Annotated in this window: 1 rRNA gene; it reads left to right on the top strand. The window is 51.1% G+C overall.

The window, feature by feature from the left end:
• Nucleotides 1-282: 282 nt before the first annotated feature.
• Nucleotides 283-3,174 (top strand): 23S ribosomal RNA (locus G5S52_RS23350).
• Nucleotides 3,175-3,202 lie beyond the last annotated feature (28 nt).

Genomic DNA, 3,202 nt, shown 5'->3' with positions numbered 1-3,202 from the left:
ACATCACATGCTCTTTAAAAATCTGGAAAGCTGACTAAACAAACTCAATGAGTTTGTTTGTAAAAGTTCTCAAATGTTGACTCTACGGAGTTAACACCAAACACATTCAAGTGTTCTTGGTTTCATCCTTCCTCGGAAGTGATGAACAATATTTGAGTCCGGCGAAATCGTTCATCGCTTTATGTTTCCGCTTTTTAAGAAAAAGCAGAGGCAAAAAGGGTGAACATGTTCTTATTAGAACACCTTGGTTGTTTGAACATACGAAACCTCTTGGGGTTGTATGGTTAAGTGACTAAGCGTACACGGTGGATGCCTTGGCAGTCAGAGGCGATGAAGGACGTAGTAACTTGCGATAAGCCCAGATAAGGCAGTAACAGCCATTTGAATCTGGGATGTCCGAATGGGGAAACCCACTGGCATAAGCCAGTATCCCACACTGAATACATAGGTGTGTGGAGGCGAACTCGGGGAACTGAAACATCTAAGTACCCGAAGGAAAAGAAATCAATTGAGATTCCGGCAGTAGCGGCGAGCGACCCCGGATTAGCCCTTAAGCGTTTTATGAGTTAGTGGAAGCCTCTGGAAAGTGGCGCGATACAGGGTGATAGCCCCGTACACGACGGCTTATTTAACGTGAAAACGAGTAGGACGGGACACGTGTTATCTTGTCTGAAGATGGGGGGACCATCCTCCAAGGCTAAATACTCCTGACTGACCGATAGTGAACCAGTACCGTGAGGGAAAGGCGAAAAGAACCCCTGTGAGGGGAGTGAAATAGAACCTGAAACCGTGTACGTACAAGCAGTGGGAGCCTACTTGTTAGGTGACTGCGTACCTTTTGTATAATGGGTCAGCGACTTACGTTATGTAGCAAGGTTAACCGTATAGGGGAGCCGTAGGGAAACCGAGTCTTAACTGGGCGAATGAGTTGCATGACGTAGACCCGAAACCGAGTGATCTAGCCATGGGCAGGTTGAAGATTGAGTAACATCAATTGGAGGACCGAACCGACTAATGTTGAAAAATTAGCGGATGACTTGTGGCTAGGGGTGAAAGGCCAATCAAACTCGGAGATAGCTGGTTCTCCCCGAAAGCTATTTAGGTAGCGCCTCGGACGAATACTACTGGGGGTAGAGCACTGTTAAGGCTAGGGGGTCATCCCGACTTACCAACCCTTTGCAAACTCCGAATACCAGTAAGTACTATCCGGGAGACACACGGCGGGTGCTAACGTCCGTCGTGGAGAGGGAAACAACCCAGACCGCCAGCTAAGGTCCCAAAGTTATCGCTAAGTGGGAAACGATGTGGGAAGGCTCAGACAGCCAGGATGTTGGCTTAGAAGCAGCCATCATTTAAAGAAAGCGTAATAGCTCACTGGTCGAGTCGGCCTGCGCGGAAGATGTAACGGGGCTAAGCGATACACCGAAGCTGCGGCAGTGCCATTTATGGTATTGGGTAGGGGAGCGTTCTGTAAGCCGTTGAAGGTGGTCTGTAAGGGCTGCTGGAGGTATCAGAAGTGCGAATGCTGACATGAGTAACGACAAAGGGGGTGAAAAACCTCCTCGCCGGAAGACCAAGGGTTCCTGTCCAACGTTAATCGGGGCAGGGTAAGTCGGCCCCTAAGGCGAGGCCGAAAGGCGTAGTCGATGGGAAACGGGTTAATATTCCCGTACTGCTGATAACTGCGATGGGGGGACGGAGAAGGCTAGGTGGGCCTCGCGACGGTTGTCGAGGTTCAAGTGCGTAGGTGGGTGTCTTAGGCAAATCCGGGACGCTATACACTGAGACACGATGTCGAGTCACTACGGTGATGAAGTCATTGATGCCATGCTTCCGGGAAAAGCCTCTAAGCTTCAGGTTATCAGGAACCGTACCCCAAACCGACACAGGTGGTCGGGTAGAGAATACCAAGGCGCTTGAGAGAACTCGGGTGAAGGAACTAGGCAAAATGGTACCGTAACTTCGGGAGAAGGTACGCTCTCGACGGTGAAGTCCCTTGCGGATGGAGCTATTGAGAGTCGCAGATACCAGGTGGCTGCAACTGTTTATTAAAAACATAGCACTGTGCAAAATCGAAAGATGACGTATACGGTGTGACGCCTGCCCGGTGCCGGAAGGTTAATTGATGGGGTTAGTTTTCGGACGAAGCTCTTGATCGAAGCCCCGGTAAACGGCGGCCGTAACTATAACGGTCCTAAGGTAGCGAAATTCCTTGTCGGGTAAGTTCCGACCTGCACGAATGGCGTAATGATGGCCACGCTGTCTCCACCCGAGACTCAGTGAAATTGAAATCGCAGTGAAGATGCTGTGTACCCGCGGCTAGACGGAAAGACCCCGTGAACCTTTACTACAGCTTGGCACTGAACATTGAGCCTACATGTGTAGGATAGGTGGGAGGCTTTGAAACACAGACGCCAGTTTGTGTGGAGCCGACCTTGAAATACCACCCTTGTATGTTTGATGTTCTAACTTAGGTCCCTAATCGGGATTGAGGACAGTGCCTGGTGGGTAGTTTGACTGGGGCGGTCTCCTCCCAAAGCGTAACGGAGGAGCACGAAGGTGGGCTAATCACGGTCGGACATCGTGAGGTTAGTGCAATGGCATAAGCCCGCTTGACTGCGAGAATGACGGTTCGAGCAGGTGCGAAAGCAGGTCATAGTGATCCGGTGGTTCTGAATGGAAGGGCCATCGCTCAACGGATAAAAGGTACTCCGGGGATAACAGGCTGATACCGCCCAAGAGTTCATATCGACGGCGGTGTTTGGCACCTCGATGTCGGCTCATCACATCCTGGGGCTGAAGTCGGTCCCAAGGGTATGGCTGTTCGCCATTTAAAGTGGTACGCGAGCTGGGTTTAGAACGTCGTGAGACAGTTCGGTCCCTATCTGCCGTGGGCGTTGGATGATTGAGAGGGGCTGCTCCTAGTACGAGAGGACCGGAGTGGACGAACCTCTGGTGTTCGGGTTGTCACGCCAGTGGCATTGCCCGGTAGCTAAGTTCGGAATCGATAACCGCTGAAAGCATCTAAGCGGGAAGCGAGCCTCAAGATGAGTCATCCCTAGGACTTTAAGTCCTCTAAAGGGTTGTTGGAGACGACGACGTAGATAGGTCAGGTGTGTAAGCGCTGCGAGGCGTTGAGCTAACTGATACTAATTGCCCGTGAGGCTTAACCATACAACACCCAAGGGGTTTTGACGGACTC

Origin of the sequence: Grimontia sedimenti, from assembly GCF_011045095.1 — a bacterium.
Classification (GTDB): domain Bacteria; phylum Pseudomonadota; class Gammaproteobacteria; order Enterobacterales; family Vibrionaceae; genus Enterovibrio; species Enterovibrio sedimenti.
This window is presented reverse-complemented; position numbering and strand designations above follow the sequence as displayed.